Annotated in this window: 24 protein-coding genes, 1 tRNA gene and 1 pseudogene; 8 read left to right on the top strand and 18 right to left on the bottom strand. The window is 69.7% G+C overall.

Annotation, left to right across the window (positions count from 1 at the left end; all coding sequences use genetic code 11):
* Window positions 1-35 precede the first annotated feature (35 nt).
* Window positions 36-1,235, bottom strand: a complete 1,200-nt coding sequence (locus tag GXY85_08845; protein NLW50929.1) for a serine/threonine protein kinase — start codon at window positions 1,233-1,235, stop codon at window positions 36-38.
* A gap of 233 nt (window positions 1,236-1,468) precedes the next feature.
* On the opposite strand from GXY85_08845, the gene GXY85_08840 reads away from it, so the two are divergent.
* Together GXY85_08840 and GXY85_08835 are read left to right on the top strand one after the other, a co-directional pair.
* Window positions 1,469-3,265 carry a hypothetical protein gene (locus GXY85_08840; GenBank protein NLW50928.1) on the top strand — a complete coding sequence of 599 codons (1,797 nt, stop codon included), beginning with the start codon at window positions 1,469-1,471 and terminating at the stop codon, window positions 3,263-3,265.
* Window positions 3,266-3,304: 39 nt separating this feature from the next.
* A complete protein-coding gene (locus GXY85_08835) occupies window positions 3,305-4,042 on the top strand; it encodes a flavodoxin family protein (GenBank protein ID NLW50927.1) in 738 nt (245 codons plus the stop codon).
* A gap of 35 nt (window positions 4,043-4,077) precedes the next feature.
* Here GXY85_08835 and GXY85_08830 read toward each other — a convergent pair whose 3' ends face one another.
* The 6 genes and pseudogenes from GXY85_08830 to GXY85_08805 form a co-directional block, all read right to left on the bottom strand.
* Window positions 4,078-4,584, bottom strand: a complete 507-nt coding sequence (locus GXY85_08830; GenBank protein NLW50926.1) for a hypothetical protein — start codon at window positions 4,582-4,584, stop codon at window positions 4,078-4,080.
* A 45-nt stretch (window positions 4,585-4,629) separates the two neighbouring features.
* A complete protein-coding gene (locus GXY85_08825; protein NLW50925.1) occupies window positions 4,630-5,610 on the bottom strand; it encodes a GNAT family N-acetyltransferase in 981 nt (326 codons plus the stop codon).
* Between the two features lie 55 nt (window positions 5,611-5,665).
* On the bottom strand, window positions 5,666-5,872 hold the full coding sequence (locus GXY85_08820; protein ID NLW50924.1) for a zinc ribbon domain-containing protein: 207 nt from the start codon (window positions 5,870-5,872) through the stop codon (window positions 5,666-5,668).
* A gap of 175 nt (window positions 5,873-6,047) precedes the next feature.
* A pseudogene (locus GXY85_08815) lies at window positions 6,048-6,140 on the bottom strand (transposase).
* Window positions 6,141-6,300: 160 nt separating this feature from the next.
* Window positions 6,301-7,257 carry a signal peptide peptidase SppA gene (gene sppA / locus GXY85_08810; protein ID NLW50923.1) on the bottom strand — a complete coding sequence of 319 codons (957 nt, stop codon included), beginning with the start codon at window positions 7,255-7,257 and terminating at the stop codon, window positions 6,301-6,303.
* A gap of 130 nt (window positions 7,258-7,387) precedes the next feature.
* The gene (locus tag GXY85_08805; protein ID NLW50922.1) at window positions 7,388-8,548 is read right to left on the bottom strand and encodes a hypothetical protein; all 1,161 of its coding nucleotides are present in this window, start codon (window positions 8,546-8,548) and stop codon (window positions 7,388-7,390) included.
* 289 nt (window positions 8,549-8,837) lie between these two features.
* On the opposite strand from GXY85_08805, the gene GXY85_08800 reads away from it, so the two are divergent.
* Window positions 8,838-8,914, top strand: a tRNA-Cys gene (locus GXY85_08800).
* On the opposite strand, the gene GXY85_08795 is transcribed toward GXY85_08800, so the two are convergent.
* Entirely contained in the window at window positions 8,881-9,681 is an 801-nt protein-coding gene (locus GXY85_08795) for a 16S rRNA (uracil(1498)-N(3))-methyltransferase (GenBank protein ID NLW50921.1), read from the bottom strand. The genes GXY85_08800 and GXY85_08795 overlap by 34 nt on opposite strands.
* 125 nt (window positions 9,682-9,806) lie before the next feature.
* On the opposite strand from GXY85_08795, the gene GXY85_08790 reads away from it, so the two are divergent.
* Together GXY85_08790 and GXY85_08785 are read left to right on the top strand one after the other, a co-directional pair.
* The gene (locus tag GXY85_08790) at window positions 9,807-10,034 is read left to right on the top strand and encodes a hypothetical protein (GenBank protein NLW50920.1); all 228 of its coding nucleotides are present in this window, start codon (window positions 9,807-9,809) and stop codon (window positions 10,032-10,034) included.
* 23 nt (window positions 10,035-10,057) lie between these two features.
* Entirely contained in the window at window positions 10,058-10,807 is a 750-nt protein-coding gene (locus tag GXY85_08785) for a hypothetical protein (protein NLW50919.1), read from the top strand.
* 77 nt (window positions 10,808-10,884) lie between these two features.
* Here the strand turns inward: GXY85_08785 and GXY85_08780 are convergent, their stop codons facing one another.
* Both GXY85_08780 and GXY85_08775 read right to left on the bottom strand, forming a co-directional pair.
* Window positions 10,885-11,070, bottom strand: coding sequence for a hypothetical protein (locus tag GXY85_08780; GenBank protein ID NLW50918.1), 186 nt, complete (start codon window positions 11,068-11,070; stop codon window positions 10,885-10,887).
* Window positions 11,071-11,177: 107 nt separating this feature from the next.
* Window positions 11,178-11,981 (bottom strand): hypothetical protein, encoded by an 804-nt coding sequence (locus GXY85_08775; protein NLW50917.1) that lies wholly within the window; start codon window positions 11,979-11,981, stop codon window positions 11,178-11,180.
* A gap of 221 nt (window positions 11,982-12,202) precedes the next feature.
* On the opposite strand from GXY85_08775, the gene GXY85_08770 reads away from it, so the two are divergent.
* Window positions 12,203-13,360, top strand: a complete 1,158-nt coding sequence (locus tag GXY85_08770) for a TIM barrel protein (protein ID NLW50916.1) — start codon at window positions 12,203-12,205, stop codon at window positions 13,358-13,360.
* A 17-nt stretch (window positions 13,361-13,377) separates the two neighbouring features.
* Window positions 13,378-14,154: a methyltransferase domain-containing protein gene (locus tag GXY85_08765; protein NLW50915.1), complete on the top strand. Its 777-nt coding sequence runs from the start codon at window positions 13,378-13,380 to the stop codon at window positions 14,152-14,154.
* On the opposite strand, the gene GXY85_08760 is transcribed toward GXY85_08765, so the two are convergent.
* Entirely contained in the window at window positions 14,132-15,145 is a 1,014-nt protein-coding gene (locus tag GXY85_08760; GenBank protein NLW50914.1) for a hypothetical protein, read from the bottom strand. The genes GXY85_08765 and GXY85_08760 overlap by 23 nt on opposite strands.
* A gap of 203 nt (window positions 15,146-15,348) precedes the next feature.
* On the opposite strand from GXY85_08760, the gene zupT reads away from it, so the two are divergent.
* Window positions 15,349-16,251: a zinc transporter ZupT gene (gene zupT / locus GXY85_08755; GenBank protein NLW50913.1), complete on the top strand. Its 903-nt coding sequence runs from the start codon at window positions 15,349-15,351 to the stop codon at window positions 16,249-16,251.
* Window positions 16,252-16,385: 134 nt separating this feature from the next.
* On the opposite strand, the gene GXY85_08750 is transcribed toward zupT, so the two are convergent.
* From GXY85_08750 to GXY85_08720, 7 genes are all read right to left on the bottom strand, one after another.
* Window positions 16,386-18,395 (bottom strand): 9-O-acetylesterase, encoded by a 2,010-nt coding sequence (locus tag GXY85_08750; protein NLW50912.1) that lies wholly within the window; start codon window positions 18,393-18,395, stop codon window positions 16,386-16,388.
* A 251-nt stretch (window positions 18,396-18,646) separates the two neighbouring features.
* Window positions 18,647-19,105 (bottom strand): Hsp20/alpha crystallin family protein, encoded by a 459-nt coding sequence (locus tag GXY85_08745; GenBank protein ID NLW50911.1) that lies wholly within the window; start codon window positions 19,103-19,105, stop codon window positions 18,647-18,649.
* A gap of 307 nt (window positions 19,106-19,412) precedes the next feature.
* Window positions 19,413-20,255, bottom strand: a complete 843-nt coding sequence (locus GXY85_08740; protein ID NLW50910.1) for a glucosamine-6-phosphate deaminase — start codon at window positions 20,253-20,255, stop codon at window positions 19,413-19,415.
* A gap of 32 nt (window positions 20,256-20,287) precedes the next feature.
* Window positions 20,288-21,115, bottom strand: coding sequence for a creatininase family protein (locus GXY85_08735; GenBank protein NLW50909.1), 828 nt, complete (start codon window positions 21,113-21,115; stop codon window positions 20,288-20,290).
* A 99-nt stretch (window positions 21,116-21,214) separates the two neighbouring features.
* On the bottom strand, window positions 21,215-22,849 hold the full coding sequence (locus tag GXY85_08730; protein ID NLW50908.1) for an FAD-dependent oxidoreductase: 1,635 nt from the start codon (window positions 22,847-22,849) through the stop codon (window positions 21,215-21,217).
* A complete protein-coding gene (locus GXY85_08725) occupies window positions 22,846-23,394 on the bottom strand; it encodes a thioredoxin family protein (GenBank protein ID NLW50907.1) in 549 nt (182 codons plus the stop codon). The genes GXY85_08730 and GXY85_08725 overlap by 4 nt, the downstream gene beginning before the upstream one ends.
* A gap of 113 nt (window positions 23,395-23,507) precedes the next feature.
* The gene (locus GXY85_08720; GenBank protein ID NLW50906.1) at window positions 23,508-24,509 is read right to left on the bottom strand and encodes a serine/threonine protein kinase; all 1,002 of its coding nucleotides are present in this window, start codon (window positions 24,507-24,509) and stop codon (window positions 23,508-23,510) included.
* Window positions 24,510-25,322: the final 813 nt, after the last annotated feature.

Below are 25,322 nucleotides of genomic sequence, written 5' to 3'. Positions count from 1 at the left end.
CCGCTGAAAGGGATCCGGCGGGCCGTCCGCGTCGGTCAGCGCCCGCCGATGGCGACGAGCAGGATGATGGCGACGATGACGACGAACGCACCCGCGATGATCAGGCCGATGATCAGTTCGCGCCGCCGGTCGCGCGCCTGCTGGAGCAGCGTGCTGGCCGATGACTCCTCCGGGGGCGGGACGTAGGCGGAGTAGTCCTCGGGCCCGAACGGAGAGATATCGGAGCTGCCCAGCGCGTCTCTCTCCTGGCCGACCTCGGCGCCGTCCTCGTGGGGCGCCTGTTCCTCCGTCTCGATGTCGAGCCCGGCGGAGAACTGCAACTGGTCCAGGATGTCGCGCAGTTCGTCGTCCCGCACCGGCAGGGCCGTCTCGTGGAAGTCGGCAGCGGACGTCTCCTTGCCCGCCAGGAGGTTCCGGAGGTCGCCCGTCAGGGATGCGTAGTCCTGGTACCGGTCCCCCGGCGCCTTGGCCATCATCTTGCAGATCACGCTGGAGAGCGACCGCGGCAGCCCGGGACGGCGCCGGAACGGCGGCTCCAGGGGCGCCCCCACGTGCATGGCCACGACCTCCATCGCCGTCTTGCCGTTGAACGGCGGCGACCCGCAGACCATGTGATAGAGGGAAGCGCCCAGCGAGTAGATGTCCGCGCGGAGGTCCAGGTCGCTGGACGACTTGATCTGCTCCGGGCTCATGTAGTTCGGCGTGCCGACCGTGTGCAGCTCCTGCGTCAGGGCGGCCATCCCCTTGATGGTCAGCTTGGCCAGGCCCAGGTCGGTCACGCGCGCGCGCCCCGTGCTGTCGATCATGATGTTGCTGGGCTTCACGTCCCGGTGGATCACGTCGCGCGAGACGGCGTACGCCAGAGCGTCGGCCACCTGAAGGGCCACCTCGACCGCCTCCCGCCACTCCATGCCGCTCGGGCGGTCGCCCAGGAGCCGCAGGCAGTTCGGCCCGTCCACGTAGTCCATCACCATGTAGTGGTGGCCGTGCTCCACGCCGCAGTCGATCACGCGCACGATGTTCGGGTGGTCCAGCCAGGCGGCCATCTTCGCCTCGCGCAAAAAGCGCTCGGCATAATGAGGCTTGCGCTCGCTGAGCCCCCTCCGGAGGACCTTGACCGCCACGGGCATGTCCAGCACTTCATGCCGGGCCAGATACACGTACGCCGTTGCACCATGGCCCAGCTCCTTGACGATCTTGCACTTGCCGAACTTCTCCGGCATAGCGTCGGTCATGCGGTGGTCTCCTGAGCCAGCCTCAGCATTATATGGTGACAGAGGGCCGCAGCACAAATATCTGTGCGATGATTCCGAACGTCCGCTCTGGTGGCGGAGCACCCGGTCTGGTATCCTGTGCGCGGCGAGTGACGGCGGCCCCCAACCGGCGAATACACCCGCATTCCGGCGCGTATCATTGGTCAGGAGCCGTCGCCAACGGCCGTCCGTGTCTCTGGCGAGAGGTACCGACCATGAAGAAGGTCCTGTTTCGCGCACTGCCGGCCCTGATCGCCTGCCTGATGCTGCCCGTGAACGCAGCCGAACGGCCCTCGCTGCCCGCCAACGTACCGGCGCTCGTCGAGGTGACCGATCTCGCGCAGGCCGAGCAGAAGCTCCAGAACCTGCTCCGGCGCCTGGTACCGGGCGCCCCGTTCAGTTCGCTCCGCACCGCCCTGAGCGGGCCGGCCAGGACCGACGACCCGTCCGTGCTGGACCTCAGCGCCCCGCTGCTCCTGGTGACCTGCCGGGATGGGGACGTGGCGGCCCCCGTCTTCACCTTCGGTGTCCTGGATGCCGACCGCTACCTGGACGCCCTGCCGCAGAACCTGCACGGGGGCGAGACGGACGGCAATCTGCACCTGTACGAGGAGGACCCCCTGAACGCCTTCGACGAGAACGTGTGGGATGCCGGCCCGGCTCGGCCGCTGGCGATCATGATCGTCGATGACCGTGTCGTGCTGGGCCGCAACCCCGACGGAGTGCGCGCCGTGGGCAGCCTCGTGGCGGACGGCACACTGGCCGGGAAGTCGTTCTTCCCACAGGCCGACGCCGGAGTCGCCGTGCGGATCCGCGATCTCGTCGGCGCACTGGACGAACAGGGACGCAACCCGTTCGAGATGCTCCGCGGAGAGATCGACCGGGCGGCCGTTCACCTGCCCCGGCAGGCGCAGGTGAACCTGGACATGGGGCGGATGGCCATCGCAACGGTCGAGGCCGCCGCCACCCAGGTCGAGGTCGTCGAGGCCACGCTCACCCTGGCCCCGGACGCGATCGTCGTGACGAAGAGCGTGCAGCCGGTCGTGGGCAGCGCACTGGCCGCGCACCTGACGACCGTCGAGGGGCGCGCCCTGGACTTTATGGGCTCCCTGCCGGCCGGTGCGGTGGCCGTCTTCGCCGCTCACGTCGGCGATCCGGCCCCCACCCTCGACCTGTACATGAGGCTCCTGAGTGCTCTGGCGGGGTCCGACGAGTCCGCCGCCGAGTCGCTCGCCCGCATCCGGGAGAAGGTGACGGAGATGCTCGCCGTGATGGACGGCCGCCTCGCCACGGCGATCGCCGTCTCGCCGCAAGGCTTCCTGGTCCCCGTCAACGTTGCCGGCGTGAAGGATGCCGCACGCGCTCAGGAGGTCTTCCAGTCCCTTCTGCCGCTCGTCGAAGATGTCGCCAGGCAGGCCCGCACCGGCGTCACGACGCGGGTCGCCATGACTCCGGACGCGGCGACGCACGCCGGCCACACCATCGCAGAATGGGACTACGACCTCCAGTTCGAGGAGACGGGTCAGCCCGAAGCCGCCCAGGCCGTAGCGATGCAGCGGGAGATGATGGCCGCGATGATGGGACCGGACCTGAGGGCGTATTCGGCGTTCGTGGACGAAGCCTGGATGGTCTGGCAGGGCTCCGGCGCCCTGGACGGCCTCAAGGCGGCGCTCGACGGCAGCCTCTCGTCGCTGGCCGGCCGGCCGGAGTTCAAGGCGGCCATGGCGGGCATGCCCGCCGAACCGGCCGTGGTCGGCTACGTCGATCTGGGAGGGCTCATCGGCGCCTACGTGCGCGCCCTGGCCTCCGCCATGGAGAATGCCGGCATGCCGTTCCTCCCGTTCGGCCGGAACCTGCGCTTCGCGCCCGCCCCCGGAGTCGGCCTGGCGGCGGCCGTGGACGATGCGGGCAGGCTCCAGGCACGGCTGGTCGTCCCGGTGGAGGCGCTTTCGAGCCTCGTGAATGGTTTCATGCAGGCGTTCATGGCCGGCCCGCCGGCCCGCCTGCCCTGACCCGACCGGCGTCTGTGCACGAGCAGGTACGGAGGGCTCATGAGGATACTGGCCGTCAACGGCAGTCCCCGCAAGGCGGAGAGCCACACCGAGATCCTGCTGCGGCCCATGCTGGACGCGGCGCGGGCGGGGGGCGCGAAGGTCGAGTACGTCTACCTCGACGACCTGGACGTGCGGCCCTGCACCGGCTGCTTCAGTTGCTGGACCAGGACGCCGGGCAGGTGCATACTGCGCGACGGCGGCGCCGCCATGCTCGAACGACTGGCGGCGGCGGACGTGTTCGTGCTCGGTTTCCCGCTCCATATCCTCGGCGTGCCGGCACGCGTCCAGGCCTTCCTGGAGCGGCTCCTGCCGACCGCACAGCCGTGGCTGGGCCGCAACGGAGACGCAGAGGGCCGCCACCCGCTGCAGGCCGGCGCCGGGACGGTCAGGTGGCTTGTCCTGTCGAACTGCGGCTTCGCGGACGAGTCGTCCTTCGACGCTCTGCGATTCAAGTTCCGTCGCCTGGGCGTGGAGCCCGTCTGCCTCGCCGCGGGCGGATTCCTGGACACTCTCTCAGGCACGCCGATGCTGGCGGAACCATGGGAGGCATTGCGGGGTTCGCTCGGACAGGCCGGACGCGAACTGGCTCAGAGCGGACGCATCTCGCAGGAGACGCGCGCTCTGCTCGAACGGCCCATCATCGAATGGGCCGGCCTGACCGCGCAGCAGTTCGAGGAAGCGGTGGGCGAGTACTTCCGCAACGACCCGGACGCCTCACCGGACGGGCCGGGGTAAAAGCGCCGCAGCCGCGCGTTCGCCTCGTGGCATGCCTACGGCGCGGGGCGTCCCTCGTTCGGCTCGGCGCTTAGCGCGGCGACGAACGCGCCGATTGCCTCGGACGGATCGCCCTTGCGCACGTCGCGTTCGCGCAGATCGAGCGTGGCCTTCGGGCGCTTTCCGCACGCCTCCTCCATGTGCCGGAAGGTCTTCTCCACCCCGGTGCTGCGCGTTGTCAGGAAGAACGCCACCTCGGGAAGGCGGTCCTTCCGCTCCGCCAGATACGTGCGCACGGCCGGCGCCATCGTGCCGGCCCAGACGGGCGTCCCGATCACGACCAGATCGAACTCCCCCGGGTCGTGCCCGACGCCGGCGACCTGCGTCAGCCTCTTCCGCGCCGCGTCGATCCCACCCTTCACGAAGCCGAGCATGCCGCCGCGGGGCTTGACGTCCGTCAGGTCGTCCACCGTGCAGCCGAGCTGCCGTGCAACCTCCACGCCGACCCGGCGCGTGTTCCCCGTACGGGAGTAGAAGACGACCAGGCACCTTCGCTCGCTCATACGTGCTTCCGTTTCTCACTCGTGACTCGGCGCGCCGAGTGCGCGTCAATCCAGCTTCCGTGTCAGCCGAGAGGAGAACTCCCCGATCTTCTCGTAGCCCATCTCGAAGTAGATGTGGCGAGCGGCGTTCTCCACATTGGTGGCGATCTCGCTCCGGACGGCCCCCAGGCGCTGCACCTCGGCGGCCCACATGTCCAGCAGCGCGGTGGCGATGCCCCGCCGGCGGTAGTCGGGGTGCACGCCGGGGGTGAAGTCCGCCGTCCCGTCGTCCTTCACGTGCACGAACCCGATGAACCCGACGACCCGCCGCCCGTCGAGCGCCACGAGCACGCCGTGCGGCGTCGGCCGATCCAGGTTCGGCCCGTACAGGTCGTGCCACCACGCGAGGAAATGCCCGCGGAGAAGCTCCTCGAAGGACGCCCGGTCGGCATCCTCGTAGTACCGGAGGTCCAGGCCCTGTTCGCGCAGCCGTTGGCGCCCCTGACGGGCCTTGTGATCGAATCCGGCACCCTCGAACGTCAGCCGCAACTGCATCTCGGGCGGCAGCGCCTCGTAGCCGCGCCGCAGAAGGAAGCCGTAGCCCGTGGAGCCGGGCAGCAGCGACATCGGCCGGATCGGCGACCAGAAGCAGTTCATCTGGACGGCGTCTCTGCCGCTGCTCCGCGCGAAGGCCTCCAGTTGCGTCAGGATGCGTCCGCCGATGCCCCGTCCCCTCCAGCGCTCATCCACGACGAACCCCTCCAGGTACGCCGGAAGCGCGCTCAGGTCCTGGCCCTCAAACGCGGGGACGTGCCGAACGGCCGCCCGGCCGTAGGCGACCACCTCGCCGTCCACCTCGCAGACCAGGCCCCCGTCGGCCCGGTAGTTCGGATGCGCCGCCACCTGTTCGAGCGCCGGCACGGTGAGCCGGTGCGCCGCCAGGTACCACTCGTGGCCCGCCGCCTCCCGCATCAGGGCGTCGTTCCACATCGTCACGACGGCAGGGGCATCCTGCTTCGCACAGGGGCGTATCGACTCGCCGGCCATGGACGGCTCCTCAGAAACGACAACGCAGACGGACACGGCTGTCGTGCGGCGCCGTTCAGCGCATCGGGCATGAGTCGTGCGGGCATGTCTCGCAACGGCCGACGGGCTTGCCGGGCGCCACGCGCGCGGCAAACGAGGAGATCAGCCGGCGCGTACGCGCACTGCCGCACTCGGGGCAGGGCGGAGCCTGGTCCTCCGAGACCCTCACGAGGATCTCCGTGACGTGCCCGCAGTCCTCACAGCGATACTCCACAAGCGGCATATCTCCCCCTCCGAATCCACGTCCCGGCCGCACCGGGCGGCTCACGCGCATGACCATTACACAGGCCGCACCCGTCACCTGTCAACTGCCCGAGCCATCTGCGCTGTGGGGCCCGGGCGGAGGGGATCGGCGCGAGCTGGCCCCGGAGCCGGTGCCGCCCTCAGGCGGCCACCAGGCTCCGCAGCTTGTCCCGCCGCAGGCTCTCCACCGACGGATGCTGATAGACGATCCCGGCCAGGATCGAGTTCCAGACCGCCCGCACCGGGTAGTTGTCGACCTCCAACCACCCCAGAGCGCCTCTGACGGGCCGAACCTGGGGTAACTACTTCTTTGCCCTCGCGCCAACCGCTTCCATCGCCCCTCCTCACGATCAGCGCAGATGGCTCTGCCCCGTCCGTCGCACACCGCTCAGCCTCCGGGCACGGTATCTACAACCCGGGGGCCCACAGGTAGAGCGGCCCCACGGGGCAGCTCAGCAGGTCCATGGCGGACAGTGGCGCGCCGGCCCCGCCGGACGGCGCACGGGCGTAGATGTTCTCGTTGTAGTGCGGAAAGGGGCGGTAGAGAACGACCTCGGCCGTCTCGATGCCGGCCAGCCGGCAGGCCTCCTCGATGGCCTCATCCAAGTAGCCGATCCTGTCCACCATGCCGAGTTCCAGCGCCTGCTCCGCCGTCAGGATGCGGCCGTCGGAGATGGTCCGGATCGCCTCCTCGGTCATCTGCGGGCGGTGCTGCCGCACCAGGTCCAGGAAGCGCTGTGAGTAGCTCCGGATGACCCCCTCCAGCAGGGCCCGCTCCTGCGGGGTCATGGTGCGGGTGGCCGAACCGATGTCCTTGACCTCGCCGGACTTGATGCTGTCGGACCGGACCCCGATCTTGCCCAGCAGGCCCTCGACGTTGACCACCGTCATCACGGCGCCGACCGAGCCGGTCACCGTGGTCGGCGCGGCCACGATGCGGTCGGCCGGGAGTGCCACGTAGTAGCCGCCGGAGGCGGCGGTGGTCATCAACGCGGCGACGACGGGCCGGCCCGTCTCGCTCCGGAACTGCTGTATCTGCCGGTACATCATGTCGCTGGCGGCCGCCCCGCCGCCGGGGCTGTCCACGCGCACGACGATGGCGCGCACGCGCGCGTCGCGCGCCGCGCTGTCCAGCTTCTCACGCACGTCGGCCACAGTGGTCATCGGCAGGGCCCGACCGCTCCGGTCTCCCAGGAACCCGTCCAGATCGATCAGGGCGACGCGGTTGCAGTCCATCCAGCGCGGCGAACGCCGCACAACCACCGTCTCCATCCGTCCGGTCAGGAGCGGCCCGAGGTTCAGACACCCGCACGCCCCCAGCATCAGAACCGCTGCCCCCACGCACAGACGGCCGGCACGCGTCATTGCCCATTCCCTCCCAGACCGGCACGCGAGCCCAGGCTCCCCCGGGAGCCGCCGAATCGGGCCCGTTGACCTCACGGATTGTAGGCCGCCACCAACACCCCGTCAACGCGCGCGACGCCCGGCGGCCGGCTCAGTAGCGGAACAGCGCGGCCGCTTCGAGCTGCCCGCCGGGAACGGCGCCCGGCTCGACCGCGTAGACGGTGCCCCTGTGCAGAAGCACCTGCGCGGCCGCCCCGTCCAGCAGGTCCTCGTCGCCCGGAGCCCCCTGCTCGTGAACGACGACGCTCCGCGTCTCGGGCTCGTAGCGCCCCCAGCGGTGCACGCCGAGCGGCACGAACAGCACCTCGACGCGTCCGGCGTGGGCCGCCCGAACCACCTTCCTGAGGTCGCCGGCCCCCCGGTCCGTCGCCAGGGCCTGCTCGACCAGCCCGGCCGCCTCCGTCTGAGCGGCCAGGAAGCCCGGCTCGACGAGCGACCAGGCCCGGTCCCGCAGCTCGTCCTCGCTCACATGGTCCGGGTTCCCGTTCACGGCGCCGTCCCAGACATGGCCGTAGCCGGTGACCTCCCTGTAGACCGCCCGCAGCAGTTCCGTCGCGGCCAGCACCAGCGGCGCGTGCTCCTCCCGCAGCACCGCGTGCACGGCCGCGTCGATCAGCCGACAGAACTCCCGCGTCCGGTCCCTCTCCAGGTCCTTGCCGGCGCCGTGGCCGTGGAAGATGGCCCCCTTGGCGCCCCCGGCTCCCCCGTCGCCCGTGCCGGTGCGGAACTGCAGGTGCTTCTCGGGCACGTCCAGGTTCAGCGCCTCCTCCAGGCTCTGCGGCATCCCCGGCACGTCCAGCGTCCGCACGCTCCAGTGCGTCGCCTCCAGAAGGCGAACCCTCCTGCGGCTGACCGCCAGGATGTAGAACCGTCCGTCCCTGCTCAGAAGCGGCAGCAGGGGCTTGATATGGAAGCGCCGCCCGACGACGGACAGGCTCTCGACCGGGAGCGGCACGCGATAGCAGAACATGCGGTCCGGTCCGACGAAGACGGCCAGCCCGTCCGCCTGGTGCTGCCAGAAATCCACGTCCTCCAGGAGCCGCCGGGCCGGCGCGAGCAACGCGTCGGCCTCCGACGGCGTCAGCCCCGAGGTGCCGAGCGCGTCCCGCGCCGACCGCACCAGGTTCTTGAAGCGGATCGGATTCTGACGGGTCTCCTTCCCCTGGCGTTCCGTGGGCGTGTACACCGACACCGCCGGACCGTCCCCGTCCGCCACCAGACTCCGCAGTTCGTCCTTCGTCAGCAGTGCCACGGCGCCCCTCCTGACTCTCCCGAAGATGAACCGGATGACGTTCGGGCACCGCCCCGGAGCGGCCCGCCGCACGGCCGGGCCCGCCACCGTCCGAGGTCCCCCGTTGCGCCCTCCGGGCGCCCGACGCCCTCACCTCTACACCAACAGCCCGACGGGCAAAAGTCAAGCCCAAAACGGCGCGGAGGCCGACCTCGCCGCCCGCCCGACCCGGGCTCGGCGCCCGCCCGACGGCGGCCCCACGCACAGGTGCTTGGCTTCGCCCCCGCCTTCCAGTAAGATAGGTGCCAGGGGCGGCGTAGCCAAGTGGACCAAGGCAACGGTTTGCAAAACCGTCATCCACGGGTTCGAATCCCGTCGCCGCCTCCAGTTCCTGCCGCCGACGGCCCGGCACCGGCCAGCCAGGCCGTGACCACCGCGAGCATCGCCACCGCCGCCGTCTCGACCCGCAGCACGTGCGGCCCCAGCGACACCGCGACAAACCCCGCCTCCTGCGCAAGATCCGTCTCACGGCGCGTGAAGCCGCCGGCAGGGCCGACGATCATCGTGACGGATGCCGCCGGGCCGTGCAGACCGGCCAGCGCATGCCAGAGCGGCGTCGCCTCGCCCGTGGAGCCGATCAGCCGCACGCGGGCGCCGTCCGATTGCACGAAACGGTCAAAGGCCACCGGCTCGGCCACGTCCGGCACGCGCGCGCGGCCGCACTGCCGGGCCGCCTCGCGCGCCTTGCGCTCCCAGCGGTCCTGTCGCTTGCCCGCCGCCGTCGCCTGGAAGCCCTGCAGGCGTTCGCACACGATCGGGACGATCCGCCAGGCGCCCAGTTCGCCGGCCTTCTCGACGAGCACGTCGGCCCGCTGCCCGGGCGGCGGCGCAAAGGCGAGGGTCAGAACGGCCTCGCCACCCGCTCGCGGCGCACACGCCTGATCCACGCGCACCTGGACCCCCGCCGGTCCGATCCGCTCGACGTGCCCGGCGAACTCTGCGCCGCGCCCGTCGAAGAGGCGCACCCGGGCGCCCACTCCGACACGCAGGACCGTGGACAGGTGGCGGCTCTGTTCGGCCCCGAGCGTGACCACCTGCCCGACCCGTCCGGCATCGGGAGCCAGGAACCGCCGGAGCGATTCAGTGCCATCCATCGCCCTGCCCTGCCGCATTCGGGAACGGGCGCGCCGCCCGGTCGGTGCCCGACCGCGTTGACATGGCCGCGTGCCCCGTTAGAATATAGACGTTCGCCTTGCCCCGAGTCCACCCGGAGGCGCACGTGCCCCATGAGTGGGACAATGAAGAGGCCCCCCGGGCCGGCATCCGCGGGGAGGACCTGCTGATTCTGCTGTCGGTCGGGGCGCTGTTCTTCCTGACGGTATTCGTGCGGGACACGGTCTGGGGCCAGGCCGCGCTGGTCGGCGTGCTGATCCTGATGGCCGTGGTGTTCTGGCGAAGGTTCCGCCGCGTGCATCGCGCGTTCACAGGCCGCCAGGACGAACCGTAACCCTGCGGGGAGGAGCCGACGCGATGGACCGATGGTTGGGCGTGGTACTGATCGTCACGAGCCTGACGGCGCTCGGCATGGCCACCTACTGCCTGATCTTCATGGCCCCTCTGGAGAGGTTCCGGGAGCGCGTGAACGCGCTCGGCGGCGGCCTCAAGGGCGTCGAGTCGCACTTCAGCGGCGTGGCGGGCGAGCTTCAGGGCCGGGTGGACGAACTGGAGGAGCGAACCAGCGGGGAGATGATCGAGGCCCGGGAGGCATGGAAGACCGCCGCCGAGGCCCAGGCCGCGGAGCTTCGTCAGGCCCGGCGCAACGTGGAGGCGCTGCGACGTGATCTGCAGTCGCTCGAGGAGAAGCTGGAGGCGGTCGCGGCGGATGCACGAAAGGGCGCACAGACGGCCGAGGCCCTGGCCAAGCACGTGGGGGAGTTCCGCGGCGACTTCTCGACCCTGGAACGGGAGCTTCGGGAGGCCGTCCGGCAGCTCGTCGCCGACTCCCTGACGACCGTCGAGAGCACGGTCCTGGCCGCGCTGGAGGCCGTCCAGGAGGAGATCCTGCACGATGTCGCCGCGCCGCCGGGGCCGTCCAGCCCCTTCAGCAGCCACCGGAAGCCCACCCGGCCGTCCGCTTCCTTCGATCCGGACGGACGCCGGGAGAACATCATCACCGTCGAGCCCCTGTTCTCGGACATGCGCCAGAAGGAAGGCCGCACCGGACGGGAGGAGGAACCGGCACCGGCGCCGGACACGACGGAGGGCGGCGAGGAGGAATAGGCGCCCGGGGCCGGTGCGGCACGGGGGATACCGCACGCGGAAGACGCCGCACGCTTCGGCCGGGTACGGGGGGCTCGTCAGTCCTCGAAGTACCGGTAGACGATGGCGAACGCCACTCCCATGACCGCATAGGCGACGGCACGGAACCCTTTGTAGAGGGTCGCCTCGTTCTTCACCTCGAGCGCGAACAGGAAGGCGGTGGCCAGACAGCAGAATACCAGCACCCCGATGGCGATCTTCCCCAGGGTTCTTGGGCGCAGCATATGTCCCCTCACAACTCCTCGAAGGCCCACGCGCGGCCGCCTTGCGCCAACCGCACACCGGCAAGTGTAGAACGTGCCGACGGCCGTGTCAAGGGATCGCGCGGCGGCTACCGCTCGTGGTCGAACTGCAGTTCCTCCAGGGGGAACTTCTGCCGTTCGCCCTTCCCCATATCCACCTCGACCGTCTGCGTGATGATCTCGTAGTCCACCACGACCCCGTCGCCCTGCCGCGTCCTGACCTTCGTGCCCCGCCGCGGGAGATTCCGCTTGAACTCGCGGTAGGTCTCCTCCTCGAACTTCAGGCAGCATTTCAGCCGCCCGCAGGTGCCGCTGATCTTGGCCGGATCGAGCGTCGACTTCTGATCCTTGGCCAGTTTCATCGGCACGGGCTTGAGCGCGGTCAGGAAGGTGCGGCAGCACAGCTCCTTGCCGCAGGGCCCGAGCTGCCCCATCAGACGCGCCTCGTCCCGCACGCCGATCTGCCGCATCTCGATGCGGGTACGATAGGCCTTGGCCAGGTCCTTGACCAGATCGCGAAAGTCGACCCGGCCCTCGGCCAGGAAGTAGAAGATGATCTTCGTGCCGCCGAACAGGTGCTCGACTCCGACGACCTTCATCGGCAGCTCGTGCTCCTTGACGAGCCTCCGGCAGCACTTGAGTTCCTCGATCTCCTGACGGTCCACGATGTCGGCGTGCTTCTCCGCGTCGGCCGCCGTCACGGCGCGCAGCACCTCGCCCGCCATGCGCCCCTTGCCGGGCTTCTGCGGCTGCAGCAGCACCACCCGCCCCCACTCGACACCGCGTTGCGTGCGGACGATCACTTCGTCGTTGACCTGCAGGACGTTGTCCGGAGCCGAGAACGGCTCCGTCTTGTCCATGATTCCATATCGTACGAAGGCGGTTGTCGCCATGGGCTCGATCTCTGGGCTCGCTGAACGCCGTCGGCCGCGCCCTTCCGGCCGGGGCCGCCGCAACCATTATACCGCAGACCGGCCCGCACGTTGAGTGAAGATCCGGTCGGCCCGTCAGCGGGGAGACGCTCGCACTTGACCCGCGCCGGCCCTCTGCTACCATGCACTGCGCGAAGAAGGTACCGGATCCCTCGGTTCCCACCTCGGTCAAGGAGGCGGCGATGCCCCGCGTCAGCACCAGACAGCAGGCACGGCGACGGACGCCGCAGGCGCTCATCAAGCACCTGCAGAGCTTTGAACTCGACCTGAAATTCTCCGCCGGCGTCTGGTTTTTCTGGCCCGGCGGCGGGCGGTTCCACGACAAGTACGTCGAGAAGCCGGGGCCGGACGAGTGGCTGGACCGCGTGTTCGAAACAGCCGCCCCGCTGGCCAGGCACGGCCTCTGCGGCCTCGAAGCGCACTACCCGAACGAGGTCAACGAGGAGAACATCGACCGCTACGTCCGGTTCGGCCGCGAGACCGGCATCCGTCTGATCACCATCGTGCCGAACCTCTTCTACGACGCCCAGTTCGAGTTCGGCGCCCTCAGCAGCCCCATCCCCAAGGTGCGCCGCGCCGCCATCCGGCGCACGAAGACCACCCTCGAACTCAACAAGCGCATCCAGAGCGACTTCGCCATCGTCTGGCCCGGAATCGACGGCTATGAGAATCCGTTCGGCATCGACCTGACGGCCGCCAGGGACCGCTTCTGCGAGGGACTGGCCGAGGCCATGGACGCCGTGCCCGGCGTGCGCGTGGCCGAGGAGCCCAAGCCCTACGAGCCGCGGGGCCACATCCTGTACGGCACCACGCCCGAAGGCCTCCTGATGGGCATGAAGACCGAGGCGCTCCTGAAGAACCCCGAGAACCGCAGGCTGCTCGACAAGGGCGAGGCGCTCATCGGCCTCAACCCCGAGGTCGGGCACGTCCTGATGGGCTTCGAGGACCTGCCGTACGCCTTCAGCCTGGTGATGGAGTACGGGCGGCTGTTCCACACGCACTGGAACGCCCAACCGCTCGGAAACTACGACCAGGACCAGAACGTCGGCGCCATCAGCCCGGACCAGGCCGAGGCCGCACTCTACGTCCTGAAGATGCACGGCTACAAGGGCTACTTCGGCCTGGACCTGAACCCGGAGCGGATGCCGGTCCAGCGCGCACTCATCAACTGCATGGACGCCCTGAAGTCGATGAACGAGCGGATCAACCGGCTCGACCACGAGCAGGTCATCGCGTGCACGACACGCCCCGACCGCAACCGGGGGCTGATCGAAGCGATGCTGATCCGCGCCCGCAGCCCGGAGGGCGTGAAGCTCTCGCCCATGCCGCCCGTCGAGTAACTGAATCGCCCGCCCGCATGGCACACGAATTCGACGGCCGCAGATACGAGCAGGCGTCCACGCACCAGAAGGAATGGGGCGCCGTGCTGATCGCCGAGCTGGCACTCCAGGGCGATGAGTGCGTGCTCGACCTCGGCAGCGGCGACGGCACGCTCACGGCCCGCATCGCCGACCTCGTGCCGCGCGGGCAGGTCGTGGGCATCGACGCCTCGCAGGGCATGATCGACGCCGCGCTGCCGAAGGCCCGCCCGAACCTGCAGTTCCTGCGGATGGACATCAACGAGATCGACTTCCAGTCCCGGTTCGACGTAGTCGTTTCGAACGCCACGCTGCACTGGGTGAAGGACCACCGGCGGCTGCTCGCGAACGTGCGCCGCGCGCTGCGCCCGGCTGGGCACGTGCGGTTCAACTTCGCGGGCGAGGGGAACTGCTCCCACTTCTTCCGCGTGGTGCGCGAAGCGATGGCGACGGAGCGGTTCGCCCTCCATTTCGCCCGCTTCGAATGGCCGTGGTACATGCCGCCGCTCGAGGAGTACGCGGCGCTCGTGGCCGAAAGCGGCCCGGGCGAGGCGCGCGTGTGGGCCGAGAACGCGGACCGTTTCTTCCCCGACGTGGACGCGATGGTGCGCTGGGTCGATCAGCCGAGCCTTGTCCCCTTCCTGGCGCGCGTGCCGGCGGGCGAGAAGGAGGCCCTCCGCGCGCACGTCATCCGCCGGATGATCGAGGAGACGCGCCGGCCGGACGGCCGCTGCTTCGAGACCTTCCGCCGGATCAACCTCTCGGCGAGTACGTAGCGCCGTGAGGGAACGCCTGATCGCCGACCGCGCGGCGGATGGCGCGGAGGTTCTCGGCGGGGACGGCGGCGGGGTCGTAGGTGCAGCCGGCGCCGATGATGATGGGCCGTTCGCCCGCCTGGCGCAGGGCGTCGCGCACCTCGTCCGCGCATTGCCGCGGCGTGCCCTTCGGCATCGTCGTGAGGTTGTTGACTCCGCCGCAGATGGCGGGCCGGAGCCAGTCCTTCACGGAGGCGATGCTGGGGCCGCACTGCCGGTCGGGCCAGTTGACCACGTGGACGGGGTAGTCGTTGAAGCGCCGGAAGTCGATGGGCGTGCCGCAGACGTGCAGGACGTTGAACGTCGCGTCCTTGACGGCGTCCAGGATCAGCAGGTCGCGCGGGCGCACGAGTTCTTCGTAGGTCCCCGGGCCGCCGGGCCCCTCGACCCAGTCCTCACGGCAGGAGAGGAAGACGCCGTCCGCCCCGGCCTCGACGCACCGGGCCGCGAAGTTCGCCAGCGACCGGGCAACCCGATCAAGGGCCTCGACGAAGGCGGGCCTGTCCTGTTCGAGCCAACCCTTGATGGCATCGTCGCGCGGGTCGGCCCCGCCCCCGCCGGGCACGGGGGGCATGTCCGCGTCTCCCAGGCAGCGCCGCAGGACCGTCCACGCGTTGAAGAGGGTCGTACAGCACAGCACGTCGGGCCCGAGACGCGTCCGCAGGCCTCGGATCAGACCGAGCTGCATCTCGAAGGGGCCTTCGTCACCGTTCAGTACCTGGAAACTCCCCAGGTCCCCGATCGAAGTGACGATGGGTTTGGGCCGCGGGTAGCCGTTGTCCCCCATGATCTTCAGGAAGTCGAGGTCGTAGGCCTCCAGGTGCCGCATGTGGGCATCGACGGCCGGCTGCCCGGCGGCCGCGTCTGCCGGGAAATGGTGCCAGAAGCTCACGGGCGCCCGATCGGGCCTGCGGCCGGCCAGCACGGCTTGGACACGTTCCTTCCTGTTCACCGCCATCTCCAATGGCATGGAACCACGACGACACCCGGCGCGCAACGTGACGAACGACCATTGTGCCACCGCCGCACCGGGGCCGCAACAGACGCACGGCCCGTGCGCCGGCGACGCTGGCGGCCCGACTCGACGGCAGCGAGCGGATGCGGTAGGCTGTAGCGAACGGTGTGTTCTGCGTTCTGGTCCTGGAGAGGCGCGGGATGGCAGGGAACGTGTGGATTGCGCTGGGCCTGACGCTGTTTGCCGGGATGGCCACGGGCATCGGCAGCGTCATCGCGTTCTTCACCCGGCGGTCGAACTACCGGTTCCTGTCGGTCGCCACCGGGTTCTCCGCCGGCGTGATGCTCTACGTGTCGTTCGTCGAGATCCTGTTCAAGGGCACCGAACAACTGACGGGCGCCTACGGGGAGCCGACGGGCGACTGGATCGGCGTGGGCGCGTTCTTCGGCGGCATCGCGCTGATCGGCCTCATCGACGCCCTGATCCCGGCAGCCGAGAACCCGCACGACCTGCACTCGGCCGCCGAGTCCGCCCCACTGCGGGACCCCCACGCACGCCCCCCCGCGCCCGGCGCGCCCGCCGCCGACGGCACGGGTGCGCACCAGGGGCCGCACGATCATTCGCCGGACCACCGGCTGATGCGCATGGGCCTGTTCACGGCGCTCGCAATCGCGATCCACAACTTCCCCGAGGGCCTGGCGACCTTCATGGCCGCGCTGGCCGACCCCCAGCTGGGGGCGGCGATTGCCGTCGCCGTCGCGCTGCACAACATCCCCGAGGGCGTCAGCGTCTCGGTGCCCATCTACTACGCCACGGGCAAACGCCGGACGGCGTTCGTCTACTCCGTGCTCAGCGGCCTGGCCGAACCGGCGGGGGCCCTCGTCGCCTACCTGGGGCTCCGGCTCGTGGTGGGCGGCACGGTCAGCGTCGTACCGCCGGAGGTGCTGGGAGTCCTCTTCGGCGGCGTGGCCGGCATCATGGTCTACATCAGCCTGGACGAACTGCTGCCCACCAGCCGCGCCTATGGCAAAGGCCACGACAGCCTGCTCGGCCTCGTCGGCGGCATGGCCGTGATGGCCCTCAGCCTGTTGCTGATGCGCTGACACCGGGCTCGGCGAAGGCATCGACAGTGGCACTGGCCGCCGCTCGCCGCACGGCCCGACCTTGCTCGCCCAGCCCGGCTCTACCCGGTGGGCAACTCCCGCCGGCAGCGCTCCGCGGCTCCGTGTCTCCGGAGTCAGCGGTTCCCGGCCGTCAGGCCGCGCCAGGTGTCGGTGCGGAACGGTGAGGCCGGCAGGCCCTCGCGGTTCTGGAGGTTGCAGATCGGGTTGTTCGCCCATGCGTAGCGCACGGCCGCCGGCGCGGCCACCTCGTCGCAGCGCACGACGACCGTGTCCCCCTCGATTCGGGCCTCGGCCCAATGGAACACGCGGTCCTGGCCCGCGACGATGAACCCCTTCAGCGGTCCCCCGTCCCTGGTACACAGCCCGCTGCCGACGTGCTGGAAGCTCAGAACCACGCTGTTGCCTTCGACCTTCATGGAGTCGAACATCGGCCCCGAGTAGACGAGGTCGTGGCCGTAGGCCACCTTCAGGGCGGCCAGTGCGAGACGCCGCCCCACCTCCTGCTTGTTGAGGGGGTGGATGTCGTCCGCCGCACCGATGTCGATGATGACGGCCATGCCGGTGTTCGGCTCAGCGAGCGCCATCGATTGGGCCTCGCGGAGTTCCGGCCACGCATCCTGCGGCTGGACGGGGTCCTGCTGCATCTGCGTGAAGTTCGCCAACTGGACGAACAGGAAGGGGAAGTCGCCCTGGCCCCAGGCATGGCGCCAGCAGCGGATCATCGCGGGAAAGAGCGTCTGGTACTGCTCGGCCCGCCACCCGTTCGACTCGCCCTGGTACCAGATGACGCCCTTGATGGCCATCGGCATGAGCGGGTTGATCATCGCGTTGTAGAGCCCGGCCGGCGAGTTGGCGTCCTCCGGCCCCTGCGGGGCGCGAGGCCTGGGGGGATACTCCGCCGGCTGCTCACGGTGGGCACCCGGAGCGTACCGCCACTGGCCGTCGAGAGCCAACCCGTCGTGGGCGCCCCCCAGGAGCTTCAGGCGCATCGTCGCCGGCGTGCCCGTGAACCCACCCGCTCCGTAACGGTCGTAGACCCGCACGGCAATGACGGCCCGGCCGGCCCTCACGAGTCCCCCGGGCACCGTGTACGTGCGGGGCAGCCGGTAGGCATTGGGCGTGTCCCTCCGCGTCTCGCCCACCTGGGTACCGTTGAAGTAGGCCACGTCCGCGTCGTCGATTGTGCCCAGACCCAGCGCCAGACCCTTGCCCGCCCAGTCGGCAGGGATATCCACGGCGCGACGGTACCAGACGACGCCATCGATCTGCTGCCCGGATCCCTCCCACGCGCCGGGGACCGACATCTCGGCCCATTCCGAGTCGTCGAATTCCGGCGCGGCCCAGCCCTTGACCAGGCCCTCGTTGACCGGCTCGGGGAAGTAGTTGGCCGCCTCCCACTCGGCCAACTGCCTCTCGTATTCGATCCGGCGGGTGGGCCATTCGGCAAGGAGCTTCTCGAAGCGTTCCACGATCGGACGGAGCACGTCATCCGCCTGCAGCACTTCGTAGCGGGTCCAGGCCTCGGCCACGGTTCCGCCCCAGGAGGAATCGATCAGACCGATCGGAACGTCCAGTTCGCCGAGAAGCTCGCGCCCGAAGAAGTAGCCCACCGCCGAGAAGCTGCCGGCGGTCGCAGGGCTGCATTCGCTCCACTGCCCCGTCAACGAGCGGATGGGGGTCCGGGATACGTTCTTCGCCACAGTGAACAGGCGGATGCGTGGCCATTCCGCCGCGGCCACCTCGTCGGCGCCGTCACGGGCCCGAAAGAGCGGCCATTCCATGTTGGACTGGCCCGAGCAGATCCACACGTCCCCCACCAGCACGTTGCCGAGCGTCAACGTCTCCTGCCCTGCGCTGACCGACAGCCTGTGCGGCCCGCCGGCCTCCAGCGGCCCAACGGCGGCCTGCCAGAGTCCATCGGCGTCGGCGGTCGCCTCTGCCGTCCTGCCGGCGATGGCCACGGTCACCTGCTCGCCCGGCGCCGCCCGGCCCCAGACCGGCGCCTTGACGCCGCGCTGAAGCACCATGTGATCCCCGAAGGCCGGCGACAGGCTGACCTCAGCTCGAACGGGCACCGCGGCGACCAGCAACAGACCCAGCACGATGGCGAGTGACTTGTTCATAGCGCAAACCCTCCCCAAAACGGATCCACGGGAATGGTCCAGCACGTCACTCTACCGCGCGACCGCCGCAAAGACAATTGGGTGTCACGCAAGACGGACGGGACCGAGAGCGACCTCTGTCCGTCTGACCGTTCCCGGCGTCTTGGCGCCTCTGCGCAGGTCGTGCCCCAGGGGTATGAGCCGCCGGGCCGGACAACGGCGGCGGCCGGGGTGGGAGCCCCGGCCGCCGCGCAACGACCGCCCGTGAGACATCAGTCCTTGATCTGGATCGAGCGGGCCCGGGCGGTCTCAGCCTTCGGCATCTCGAGCCTCAGCACGCCGTCCTTGTAGCTCGCCTTGATCTTCTGCACGTCCACCGATTCCGGCAGGCGCACCCGCCGCTCGAACTGCCCGTAGCGGCGCTCGACGCGGTGCCAGCCGGCCTTCTCCGACTTCTGCTCCTCCTTCTTCTCTCCCCGGATGGTCAGCACGCCGTTGTCCACGGAGACGTCCAGGTCGCTCCTGTCCATGCCTGGCACCTCGGCGGTCAGCACCACTTGGTCGTCGTCCTCAGAGACATCCACGGCCGGCACGAACCGTCCCTCGGCCCACAGTTGGGGCAGACGGCTTCCCTCGCCCTCGAACCCCTCGAACACGTCGTCGAACAGGCGACGGAACGGCCATTCCAGCCACGACCCGCCCGGGTACCTTCTCTGAAGTGCGTTCGCCATTGTCCCACCTCCTTGCCTTCCGGTTCCGCCCCCTTCGGAGGGCTCTCTCATGTCCGCCCCTCAGATAAGCAAGCCGCGTGCCGATCGTGCCGCCTCCACGTAAAGGATTCTACAGGAGCGCTTTACGGGATCGTCGCTCCGGGGAGCGTCCATGCACCGGCCTGCCCGGGGTGCCAGGATGGCAATGGCAGTCATTGGCCTGCCATATCGGCAGACCCGGGGAGAAGGGAGGCCGGATATCGACGGGGACGGCCGATGCGTTCGGCCGTCCCCATACCTGAGGCAGGGCGGTGTCTGGACCGGCCGTCTACGCCGGCGTCGGGCGGTGGTCCAGCCGGGCGGCCGAGTCGACCTCCAGGTAGACCGTCACGCACGGGTGGAGCCTCAGCAGCGAGGCGGGCATGTCGTCCGACACGGGGCCGTCCCACATGCCCCGCACGGCGGCCGCCTTCTGCGGGCCGGGCACCAGGCAGACGATGCGGTCGGCCGCCAGGATGCCGGCGCAACTGACCGTGATGGCGCGGCGCGGCACGTCGTCGAGCGTGGCATACCGCGCGGCCGGATCCGGGTGATTCTTGTAGTCGTCATACTGCTGCTGCACCGAGACCGCGTCGATCTCGATCGGGACCAGGAAGCGGTCCGTGCGGATGGCGCTGCCGGGTTCGTTGAACGCGATGTGGCCGTTGACGCCGATGCCGATGCAGGCCAGGTAGACGCCGCCGGCGGCGCGGACGTCCTTGAGGATCCTCAGCGCACGACGGCCGTATTCCTCGGCGAGCGCCGCCGGTGTGTCGGCCGGGACGTCCTTGATGAAGTGCACCTGCCCGGCCGGAATCGGCACGCGCGAGATGATGTGCTCCTGAAGGTAGCTGCGGAAGGTGTTCGGGTGATCGGCCGGCAGGTCGAAATACTCGTCGAGGTGGATCGCCGTGACCTTCGTCCAGTCGATGCCCTCTTCAGCGCTGAGCGCGTCCAGGAAGGCGTCCTGCGACGGTGCGGCGGCCAGGTTCAGCAGCACGGGCACGCCGTCGCGCACGGTGAGGTCGCGCAGCAGCGCGCCGACCTCTTCGGCGGCGGCCTTTCCCATCTCCGCCTCGGTGGCGTACGTCTTGCGGGCGATCCCGGCGATGTCTACGGGCTTCGGGGACACGATGCTCCTCCTGATTCAAAAGGGACGCCATTCTATACCTGATCCCAGGGGGCGCCTGCAATGGCCTGCTGCATTTCCCTCTGGTAGCGTTCGTAGTCCTCGGGCAGGCCGGCGGCGCGGGTCAGGACCGCCTGGCGGAACTGCTCGGCCAGCCGCGGGGCGTCGTCCAGCGTCAGCCCGGGCTTCCGGCCCACGTGGTCCTCGGGCCGCAGATAGCGATAGGGAGCGTGGACGTCGTGCTTCTCCAGCGTGACCAGGCTGTCCAGCGGAACCGTCCGGGGCGCCGTCTCGTCGCCGATCACGGCCGGGTCGAACTCGCCGTGGCGGCCGCAGATGTAGAGCGTGGCCAGGTGCGATGCGGTCGAGGCCTGGCCCTCGCCGAACTCCTCACGGACCAGGCGGTTGAACTCGCCCCACTGCGGGTGGAACTGGATGGGCAGCTCCCCGGTCTCCTCGAACACGCCGCGCAGCACCATGGCGAGGTAGGAGCGGCTGGGACCGTGGATGCTGATGAGCACGACGCGCCGGAAGCCGTTGCGCAGGATGGCGCGGACGACAGCCGAGACGTAGTCCATCGTCTCGCGCGGATGCAGGCTGACGGTGCCCGGCCACGGGCCGGTGGCGCCCCCGAAGGTGTAGGCGATCGGCGGCAACACGACGGCGTCCCATTCGGGCGCCAGCACGCGGCAGGCCGCCTCGGCCTCGAACGTGTCGCACCCAAGCCCGATCTGCGTGCCGTGCATCTCGTGGCAGCCGACGGGCAGAAGGACGATCCCGTTGCGGCGGCGATGCGCGGCCAGTTCGCCGGTCGTCATCGTATCCGCCATGATCCTCTTCACAGAACTCGCTGACTCAGCCATGATGCATCTCCCTGGGGGCTCCGGAATCGGGACGGAGAGCGGGCAGGATCGCACGCCGACGACAGGATTTCAAGGACCGGCGGCGCTCCAGGACGGCCCTCATGCCGGGTGGTATTGCTTCCAGGTGCGCAGGCCGCCGGACAGGTTGGCCGCCGGGCGCCCCTGCTGGTTCAGGATGCGGCCGGCCATGTAGCCGCGCATGCCGACGCCGCAGTAGGCCACCACGGGGCCGTCCGGGGGGACCTCGCCGAGGCGGCCGCGAAGGTCGTCGACCGGCACGTTGACCGCTCCGGGGATGTGCCCCGTCTCGAACTCGGCCGGCGTGCGCACGTCGATCAGGAACGCGCGCTCGGGCAGCGCGTCGGCATGGACCAGCTGCTGGTCGCCCCGCAGGACGTTGGCGGCCACAAAGCCCGCCATGTTCACGGCGTCCCGGGCGGCACCGAACTGGGGAGCGTAAACGAGTTCGGCCTCTTCCAGATCGTAGACGGTCATGCGCGCCTGAATGGCGGTGGAGAGCACGTCGATGCGCTTGTCCACCCCGTCCGCGCCGACGGCCTGCGCGCCCAGGATGCGGCCGTCCCCGGGGGCGAACAGCAGCTTCAACGTCATGCTGGACGCGCCGGGGTAGTAGTCGGCGTGGCTGTCCGGATGGACGTAGACCTTCTCATACGGGATGCCGGCGCGCCGGAGGGCCTTCTCGCCGGCGCCCGTCTGCCCGGCGGCCAGCCCGAAGACCCTGACGATGGCCGTGCCCTGCACGCCGCGGAAGGTGCTGTCGCGGCCGCAGATGTTGTCGGCAGCGATCCGCGCCTGGCGGCTGGCGGGGCCGGCCAGCGGCATCAGCACGGGCCGGCCGGTCACCCAGTCGACCGTCTCGGCAGCGTCGCCGACGGCGTAGATGTCGGGATCGCTGGTCTGGAGACGTTCGTTGACGCGGATGCCGCCCGTCGCGCCGAGGGTCAGCCCCGCCTGGGCGGCCAGGTCGACGTTGGGCCGCACCCCGACACACAGCACGGCGAAGGCGCACGGCAGCGCCGTGCCGTCCTGCAGCCGCACGGTCAGCCGGCCGTCCTGGCGCTCGATGGCCGCCACGGCGTTCGAGAGATGAAGCTCCACTCCGTGCGCACGCAGTTCGGCATGGACGAGTTCGGCCATCTCGGGGTCGAGTGGGGGAAGCACCTGGGGCAGCATCTCGGCCAGGGCGACCTGCAGGCCCCGTTCGCGCAGGTTCTCGGCCAGTTCGAGCCCGATGAACCCGCCGCCGACAACCACGGCGCGCCCGCCCTCGGCGGCCCGGGCCGCCTCGGCGATGCGATCCATGTCCTCCAGGTTGCGCAGCACGTGGACGTCGCGGTCGCCGATTGCGCAACTGGACGGACAGACGGGGCTGGCGCCCGGCGACAGGACCACGCGGTCGTACGACTCCGTGTAGCTCCGCCCGGTCTCCAGGTCGCGCACCGTCACCTGCCGCGCCCGGCGGTCGATGGCCGTGACTTCGGACCGTGTGCGCACGTCGATGCGGAAACGCAAGCGGAGCCGCTCCGGCGAGACGATGATCAGGTCGTCGCGCTCGGGGATGATCCCGCCGATGAAGTAGGGCATGCCGCAGTTCGCGAAGGAAACGTGCGCCCCCTTCTCAAAGACGATGATCTCCGCACTCTCATCCAGCCGCCGCGTGCGCGTGGCGGCGGACATGCCGCCCGCCAGACCTCCGACGATGACGACCTTCATTGTGCGTCCGTCCCCTCTGTCTCGACGGCGGAGTCGTCCGCCGACAGGTGCCTCTCGACCAGGCGGGCCAGCGTCTCCTCGTCCGTCAGGCCCACCAGCCTCTCCGCGCGCCGGCCGTTGCGGAAGATCAGGGTCGTCGGCACGGTCCCGATCCCCTCCGCGTGCGCCGCCCGGCGCAGGCGCCGCGCGTCGACTGTGGCCACCGTCGCGCGACCGGCGAGCCGCTCGGCCAGCGAATCGATGATCGGGGCCTGCCGGGCGCAGGCCGGGCAATTGCGCGTATGGAACTCGACGACCACCACGCCGTCCTGCCCGATCACAAGCGAGTACTCGTCATCGGACCTCGGCATCTTCACGAGGGCGGACGCAGGCATCACCCCGCCGCCGCTGCTGGCGACCAGCAGCCCCATCACCACGCCGATGGCCGTAGAGATGTACGGATTGCACGCCAGCGGGCACTGCCCGCCCAGGCGACTGCCGACCAGGCCGACGCCGAGCCCCACGCCGCCTCCCACAAGCACAGCCACAGCGATCCGCAACACCATGCAAGGCCCCCTTGACCAGCGATGAACGACGGAACGCCTCCATTATAGGCGAGGCGGATGCGGACTGTCGACCGCCTGCCGTTCGGCAGGACGGCGAGCCGGCCGAGGACCGTTCAGTCCATGTTGAGGATGAAGTAGATGATCGTGCCGATGGCCCCCAGGACCGGCAGCACGGCCGCGGCCACCCAGACGCCCCGGCGGCTCGGACGGGCGCAGGCGGCGCCGTTCTGGCTGCTTCCGTTCCTGCCCAGCAGGCTGTCGTCGTCGAAGCTGGAGGCCGCGACGCGCCCGCCGCTCAGCAGGGCGCGCAGGTCGGCGATCAGGACGTCGTAGTCCTGGTAGCGGTCTGCGGGGTCCCGAGCCATCATCTTGCGCATGACGTCACAGACCTCGCGCGGCAGGTCGGGAACGTACTTCGTAGGAGACGGCAGGGTGGCCGAGACGTGCTTGACCATCACCTCGTACGCACTGCGGCCGGTGTAAGGCGCGCGGCCGCAGATCATGTGGAAGAGCGTCGCCCCGAGCGAGTAGATGTCGCTGCGCTGATCGACCAGTTCCGAGTTGTTGACCTGCTCCGGACTCATGTAGTCGGGCGTGCCGAGGCTCGTGTCGTTCGGCGCGGGCTCCAGAACGTCCAACTCCTTGGCCAGACCCAGATCGGTGATGCGGACATGGCCGCTGGAGTCGATGACGATGTTCTCCGGCTTGATGTCCCGATGGATGATGCCCTTGAGGGCGGCAGCGCGAAGCCCCTCGGCGACCTCGGCGGCCACGGCCACGGCCTCGCGCCAGTCCATGGCGCCGTCCTCGGCGATCCGGGCACGACAGTTCCGCCCGTCGACATACTCCATGGCCATGAAGTAGTGGCCGCCGTCCACGCCGTAGTCGTGGACCCTGACGATGTTCGGATGGTCGAGCTGGGTGGCCAGCCGGGCTTCCGTCAGGAAGCGGTGGGCATAGGAGTGGTCCCGCCCCAGTGCGGACGAGAGCACCTTCACGGCCGCCGGCGTGTTCGTGGCCTCGTGATCGGCCAGGTAGACCACACCCATGCTGCCGTGCCCCAGGATACGCCTCAGATGGTATCCTGCGAACCGGCGCGGTTTCTTTTCAGGCATCTTCCTGTCCCTGCGGCCCATGACGGCCCGGCAGCCGGCACCGGTCCGTCGATGCCTCGGCCCGGCAGGAAGGGCGCCCGGAGGCGATCTTCAGCACAATACCTTTAGTCTCTGCCGCTCCGGCGACCTCTCTGTTGCAGGCCACGGAACATCCACTCACATGCAGCGAATGCTTCGGCGCCAGGGCAGGCGCGAATCGGCCGGGACTGCAGGCAGGATGGATAGATGAACCCGCTCTCCGAGATAATCCCGCGCTCCTCCCGTCGGCTCGCCCATCGCCGGGCTTCCGCCACGGCATCCAGTATACACGAAACATGGGCAGATGCAAAGAGACGATCCCATCTTGACACCTTCTTCGCACGGCCGGACGGCCGCGCACCGCCCCCGCAATGCGTAACCCCGGGCGTCCTCAATCGGCAGCCCCGGGCGGCCCGCCCGGCGGCGTCCCCGCCCGCGGCGTCCCGTGCGGCCCCGGGGCCGTCTTCCACTATGCAGATGTTTTGTAAATAAATATTTACACGAGACTGAATAAATAGCCAATTGCCGCCTTCCGCCCCATGGGCTATAGTACATCGGCATGAAGTGTGCCCCCGGGGCGGAGGGGCCGGGGGGGCGGACTTCGGCATGGGGTGCGGCAGCCCGGCGGGCCGGCCGGCGGCAGAACAGCCGCCTCTGCCCGGCGGAGTGCCGTGCCATGTGTCGGTGATCGGCCCTCTTGCTCTCGGGCGGGCGGCCATGGCAGGCACGCATCGGGGACGCACGTCGGCTTCCGTACGGACCGTATCGGCATTCCTCTTCCTCTTCGCCGCGGCC

It is taken from the genome of Candidatus Brocadiaceae bacterium, from assembly GCA_012728835.1.
In the GTDB taxonomy this organism is placed as follows: domain Bacteria; phylum Planctomycetota; class Brocadiia; order SM23-32; family SM23-32; genus JAAYEJ01.
This window is presented reverse-complemented; position numbering and strand designations above follow the sequence as displayed.